The sequence below is a fragment of the Thioclava sp. JE_KL1 genome, assembly GCF_009296265.1.
Taxonomy (GTDB): domain Bacteria; phylum Pseudomonadota; class Alphaproteobacteria; order Rhodobacterales; family Rhodobacteraceae; genus Thioclava.
Map to the genome: position 1 here is coordinate 1 of NZ_WBJS01000035.1, position 5,156 is coordinate 5,156.

Consider the following 5,156-nt stretch of genomic DNA (forward strand, 5'->3'; position numbering starts at 1 on the left):
TCGTGGCGCAGCACATGGCAATAATCGACGCCCTGCGCGGCGGCTCGTATGACGCATACGAAGCCAGTGTCCGCAATCACTTGCCCGCATCCGCAGAAGCCTACAGGGTCTTGTATGAGCGACGGTTTGCGGCTCGCAGAACCGCAAAATTGAGCTAATGGGATGAACTGCCTTCCCACCAAACGTTGCTACCATGGCGGGCATGGCTTTGTCAGGTTGCCGGGCCGTGAGTGCCACGATCCGCCATCACGGTTTTCAGGCGGCCAGGTCCGCGGCATAGTCGGCCCAAAGGCGGAACGCGTCAGCCCTCGCATGACGGTATGATCGGGCGGAGAGGCGATGGCGTTTCGGGCGGAACAAGGTGGCGATCTGATCTTGGGTTGAGAGGAACCGTTGCGCCTGCCCCGGGGACTTGAAGCGCCCCATGATCTTCTCTCGTCGACGGGTGTGCCGGTGAGAGGCTTCGGCCCGATTGTTCAACCCCTTGTGCTGGCGATGTTCGATCCCGGGAGCGATCTCGGCTTTGGCCGCAGCGTAGGAACCGAGCTTGTCCGTGACCAGCACGCGCGGCTGGCCCCAACACCGGAATAGCTTTCGAAAGAAGCGTTTGGCTGCGCTCGTGTTCCGACGCGACTGGATCAGGATATCCAGCACGTCGCCATTGGCGTCGACCGCCCGCCAGAGCCAGTGTTTCTTGCCGTTGATCGAGATCACGACCTCGTCGAGATGCCATTTGTCCGCCGGGTCGGGGCGCTCGCGACGGATGCGGGCGGCGAACTGCCGGCCGAAGCGCGCGACCCAGTCCCGCACGGTCTCGTAGGAAACGCGGACCCCGCGTGAGGCGAGCAGATCTTCGACGTCCCGGAGGCTGAGAGCGAACCGATGATACGCCCAGACGGCGTAGCCGATCACGGCGCGCGGAAATCGGAGACCCTTGATACGGGACAGGTCGGACAGATTCAGCATGGCCCTTCGCTAACCGGCGATCGGGCGGCCTGCAACCTGACAAAGCCTATGGGACGAAGGGTAGCGGACAGAAATCGAAGAAGCACAGCGTTGTCGCGTGCTTTCGGTGAGGCGCCTTGCGAACCCGATGGTTTCGCAAGGCCTTCGTCATCAAGCGCGCGTCATGGCCGCAGCCCGCACGAGATCGGCGATCTCCTCCCGGCGATTGGCGATAACGATCGCCAGCAGGTGCTCTCCCACGATAGGAAGGCCCATTTCGTCCTGGATGCGTTCGGCGTGCACAGAGACGTTTTCGCCGGTGATGGTGATCTTCGCGACGACCTGCACGCGCGTAGCGGCAAGCTCAAACACGAGCTCCGCCTCGAGGAAGAGCAGATCCTCGGTATGAGCGTAGAGTTCGACATCCCGCATCGAGAGATTCGCAGTCTTCAGTTCAGAGACCCTGATTTTGTCTTGCATGATATTTGTCCTGTTTTGAACGACGTTAGGGATGCGCACGGGCGGCGTGCTAGCGGGCCGCGAGACGTAGCGCGAGGTTTCCGGAGTGGTTTGACTCGAATTTTGCGGGGGAACATCGGGCGACGATTTCTCGCTGATGGACTGCGCCTTGGGCGCCAGGGGCAGTGCTTCGCGCGGCAATCGGCCACTGGCCTTGCTCGCGACACCCTTCGGGCGATCTTCGCGAGACGCGTCCTTGGAGCCGTCGTCACCGCGATCGACCAAGCAGCGCGCAGTTGAACCCTCTGCAATGACCAGCGCCTCATAGAGGGCGACAACATCGCTCTTCGCGACCGAGTAATGCGCGACAGAATCTTCGCGCACCTCGCTGAAATCCAGCTGCGCGAAGCGGTCGCGCAGACGTTCCGCACTGACGCCCTCGGCCGCTTTCACAAAGATATGCGAGTTCGGCGCGCGATGCGCAAGGTCATCAAAAATCCGGCCCGCGACGCCGCCCACGCGACGGATGGCGAACTCGGCCTCGGCGGCATCGCAGAAGACGAAATCCGGATGGCTGATGCAGGCCGGAGCCTCGACACGCGGGTGGTCGCGGCGCTCCCAGATCTGAAAGACGGTGCGGACAGACGCGGGTTTGCCTTCGTAGAAGAAAGCCCCGCTCGGCAGAAGAACTTCATCCACGAGATGAAACATCGCGTCGAGCCTGCGCCGCACCGAAAGTTTCCGCACTGAGCGCGGCAGGATCATCGCGATAACCTGCGCGTGCTCCGCCGCACGGTTGAAGAAGGCGACCGCTGTGCTCGTGTTCCGCCCGAAGGGCGGATTGCCGACGACCACGTGACGCTGAAACCCGCTCGGAGGCGTCCAGTCGAGATAATCTGCGTAGTTGACGCCGTCCGCGGCGGGAACGAGGTCGAGCCCGATACTGGTCTTGGGCATCAGCTCGAGAAATGCGCCAGCTCCCGCGGACGGTTCGATCCAGAGATCACCGGTTTGCACCGGATAGAGGTCCACGAGCCGCCCGTAGCAGGCTTTGGCAATCTCGGGCCGCGTGAAGAACTGATCGAGCGCGGGAGAGGTTTTGCACGTCGGCTGATCAATGGGGGCGTGAATGGTCATAAAAATTACTCCTGTTTTCGGTAATCAGGGAGATCGCCCGCTCCCGAAAAACCAAAATCGAAAGATGAAGAAAAAAGCGAAAAATTTTTCAAACACTTCATAATTTGTTGTTTTTGTTCGCAATAAGAATTTCATCAACGCCTTTCATGGATCAAATCCGCCCCCGGAACGACGAACGTGGTGCGAAGACTGGCGATGAGAAACGGGCGTGCAGAATGGCGGCGCATTGGCTTGAACGCGCCCTGCGCTGGGGCACCGGCAAGGTTCTGGCGGGCCAAAACCGGCTTTGCTGATCGGTCCGCTGCGGCATCGCCGCGAGGAGACCACGACCTTTGAAACTCACGAACAGGCAGGAAAGTCAGAGAGTATTACAGAGGCAGCCTGCGATTGGCTTTTTCTGTCGCGCGCTCGGTGTGACGCGCGACAGAAAAAGCCAATCCCGGCCTCCTTCGAACCTCGTGCGTCATTCCGAGAATAGGACTGACACATGCTTGATACCTCTTCGACACGCCCTGCCAAACCGCCGCGCCTGAAACCTTGGTCGGAAACGCTCAAAGCGGGCGACATCATTTCGTACCGCTTTCCGCTACGAGAGGGGGCGACAGAGGAGCGCCCGAAACCGCGCCCGTGCCTCGTGCTTGCCGTCTCGCACCAGCACGGTCAGCGCTGGCTCTGTATTGCCTACGGAACGTCAAGTCGCAAAAAGGCCCGCACCCCGCTCGGGATCGAGCTGTCGCTCACCGCCGCGATGGCCTGCGGCCTCGACCGCGCGACAGGTTTCCTCGGCGCGCGCACACGCGTGATCAGAACCAACGACCCCGCGCTCTGCGTTTGCCCGGACCTGCGCACCCCGGTGCTTGGCGCTCTGAGTGGCCGTGCATTCGAGCGGATGCTCTTGGTGCAAAAACGTTTGCTCGCCCAGCATGCGGCAGCTGAGAAAAGCCCCGCTTGAGGATCAAGCAACCCAGAGCCACTGACCCGTCGATGGCGCTCTCGAAGCGAAGCGCCATCTCGGTCCCAGAGGCTCACTTCAGCAAATCAAAACAGACCTTCGGCCATCTCCGAGATCTCGCGCTTCAACCCCGTCACCTCAATCGAAATGGCTCGTTGGAAAGCCGTTCTTGAAGCCCGCGGAAAATCCGCCGGGCGCGACAGAAGGATCTGTCCCATGCACTACCAAAACATCCCCGTTGCACGCATCTTGATGTCCGAGTTCCTCACCGAAAATCGCCAAGCGCTTTGCGAAGCGGCCACGCGCCTCGGCGGTCCACAGGCTGCAGGTCGCGTGTCCGCTCTTACGCGAGACCTCGCGCAGCCTGCGCCGATCTCACGGAAACTGCGACGCGAGCTTCAGTGGTTTTCGGACCTGCTCACGCTGGAAAACGTGGACGATTTCGACAGCCTTGAGGCGGGTTTCTTCGTCGATATCGACCCCGCAGATCCTGTCGTCGAAGAGATCTGTCTCCTCACCGATCAGTATACCGATCGCCTCGCGGATCTGCAGGCGGAAGAGCGCGCAGACACGCGTCAACGCCAGCGAGCAGCCTGATCCCCCCTTCGCGCCGCCCTGACAAATCGGCGGCGCGATCTTGAACGATCCGCACTTCAGCGGATCGAAACAGGAGTCTCTCATGACCATCACACAAATCCAGCCCAACATCGAAACCAAGGCCCGCGCGACGATCGAGGCGGCGCGCGCCCTCCAGACCGCTCTTGACGAGAGCCCCCTCGACCTGCAGCAAGACGCGCCGCGCATCCGCGCCATGCTTGAGGCGCTTCGCGCAGGCAAGCTTTATCGCGATCGCGATGAAGCAACTCTGGACCTGCTGCAAACCCGGGTGCTCGAAGCTCTCAAGGCCCGTGCCCCAGGGTACCGCAACATCGCGTTGCACTGCGACACAGACGATTACGCCTTCCTCAACCCGGAGCTCGAGGCGATCCGGCGGCTCTGGGAGCAACTGCGCCGCTTTCGCCATCTTCGTCAAACGGTGCTCGATCAACTGACCGCCGAGCGTCAGGTATCCGCGCTTCGGCGCCGAATCCACGCTTAACAAAAAAGCACCAGGCCGGGACCTCCCGGCCTGGTGCTCCTGCGTCGTGGAAGACGCTTCGATGTTCAGCAGTTTTTTCTTCTGCAGCTCCCTACCACGCCCACCTCACATCCGGATGCGGCGAAAAACGCTCGCTATGCGCGCCGCACCGTTTGCTTCCCCCGAGGTGGCTTCGCTTCGGCCATCGAGAAAGAGGTCAAACCAAATCTGCAGCGTGGCCAAAACGAGATCGGGCGGCTAGCCATCGACGAAACACATTTACCGCGGCGGCCCCCTCCCATGTGAAACCGCCGCACGAAAAAGGAAACATGACCATGAGCTCCAATTACGGCAATACGTGCCTGCTCATCACCGAAGCCGACCTCGATCTGGGTGAGACCATCAGCGTGGCAGACCTCGTCACATACCTTTACGATGGCTCTGTTGCACAAATCCCGTGAAGGGATTCATGTTGTGAATCCAGCGTGGTAGCTGGCTGTCATGAGCAGACCGACGCCCCCGACCTACAAGACCAGGAACTGGCCATCCTACAATGAAGCGCTCAAGCGCCGTGGCTCACTGACG

The 5,156-nt window shown here is 61.0% G+C and carries 6 protein-coding genes; 3 read left to right on the top strand and 3 right to left on the bottom strand.

Features of this window, described 5'->3' with window-relative positions:
- Window positions 1–255: 255 nt before the first annotated feature.
- A complete protein-coding gene (locus tag F8R15_RS20590) occupies window positions 256–966 on the bottom strand; it encodes an IS6 family transposase (protein WP_152845834.1) in 711 nt (236 codons plus the stop codon).
- 150 nt (window positions 967–1,116) lie between these two features.
- Entirely contained in the window at window positions 1,117–2,541 is a 1,425-nt protein-coding gene (locus F8R15_RS20595; protein WP_152845835.1) for a hypothetical protein, read from the bottom strand.
- Window positions 2,542–3,028: 487 nt separating this feature from the next.
- Here F8R15_RS20595 and F8R15_RS20600 point away from each other — a divergent pair, with 487 nt between their 5' ends.
- Window positions 3,029–3,493, top strand: coding sequence for a hypothetical protein (locus tag F8R15_RS20600; RefSeq protein ID WP_152845836.1), 465 nt, complete (start codon window positions 3,029–3,031; stop codon window positions 3,491–3,493).
- A gap of 375 nt (window positions 3,494–3,868) precedes the next feature.
- On the opposite strand, the gene F8R15_RS20605 is transcribed toward F8R15_RS20600, so the two are convergent.
- A complete protein-coding gene (locus F8R15_RS20605; RefSeq protein WP_152845837.1) occupies window positions 3,869–4,180 on the bottom strand; it encodes a hypothetical protein in 312 nt (103 codons plus the stop codon).
- Here F8R15_RS20605 and F8R15_RS20610 point away from each other — a divergent pair.
- Window positions 4,173–4,592, top strand: a complete 420-nt coding sequence (locus F8R15_RS20610; protein ID WP_152845838.1) for a hypothetical protein — start codon at window positions 4,173–4,175, stop codon at window positions 4,590–4,592. The two genes, F8R15_RS20605 and F8R15_RS20610, sit on opposite strands and share 8 nt — an antisense overlap.
- 314 nt (window positions 4,593–4,906) lie before the next feature.
- On the top strand, window positions 4,907–5,032 hold the full coding sequence (locus F8R15_RS22000) for a hypothetical protein (RefSeq protein ID WP_256365704.1): 126 nt from the start codon (window positions 4,907–4,909) through the stop codon (window positions 5,030–5,032).
- Window positions 5,033–5,156: the final 124 nt, after the last annotated feature.

Bases quoted from the DNA above. Each gene is read 5' to 3' on its own strand.
- F8R15_RS20595 (WP_152845835.1), bottom strand. From the start codon at position 2,541: ATGACCATTCACGCCCCCATTGATCAGCCGACGTGCAAAACCTCTCCC.
- F8R15_RS22000 (WP_256365704.1), top strand. From the start codon at position 4,907: ATGAGCTCCAATTACGGCAATACGTGCCTGCTCATCACCGAAGCCGAC.
- F8R15_RS20610 (WP_152845838.1), top strand. From the start codon at position 4,173: ATGACCATCACACAAATCCAGCCCAACATCGAAACCAAGGCCCGCGCG.
- F8R15_RS20605 (WP_152845837.1), bottom strand. From the start codon at position 4,180: ATGGTCATGAGAGACTCCTGTTTCGATCCGCTGAAGTGCGGATCGTTC.
- F8R15_RS20600 (WP_152845836.1), top strand. From the start codon at position 3,029: ATGCTTGATACCTCTTCGACACGCCCTGCCAAACCGCCGCGCCTGAAA.
- F8R15_RS20590 (WP_152845834.1), bottom strand. From the start codon at position 966: ATGCTGAATCTGTCCGACCTGTCCCGTATCAAGGGTCTCCGATTTCCG.